This window comes from Achromobacter sp. SIMBA_011 (genome assembly GCF_046535435.1).
Taxonomy (GTDB): Bacteria; Pseudomonadota; Gammaproteobacteria; order Burkholderiales; family Burkholderiaceae_B; genus Achromobacter; species Achromobacter dolens.
The window spans coordinates 1-277 of record NZ_JAWRWN010000344.1 but is presented as its reverse complement, the minus strand read 5'-3'; the positions used below and the strand labels follow the sequence as shown (position 1 = coordinate 277).

Annotated in this window: 1 pseudogene; it reads left to right on the top strand. The window is 67.1% G+C overall.

What is annotated here, in order from left to right:
* A pseudogene (locus SB816_RS31235) lies at window positions 1-277 on the top strand (hypothetical protein); the annotation flags it as partial.

Genomic DNA, 277 nt, shown 5'->3' with positions numbered 1-277 from the left:
CGGCGCGGTCAGCGCGGCGCCGTACGGCTCGGCCTCGATCCTGCCGATTTCGTGGATGTACATCGCGATGATGGGCGCGGCGAACCTCACCGCCGCGACCGAAACCGCGATCCTCAACGCGAATTACGTGGCGAACAAGCTCGCGCCGCACTTCCCGGTGCTGTACAGCGGCCCCGGCGGCCTCGTCGCGCACGAATGCATTCTCGATCTGCGCCCCATCAAGGATGCGAGCGGCATCACCGTCGACGACGTGGCCAAGCGCCTGATGGACTACGGC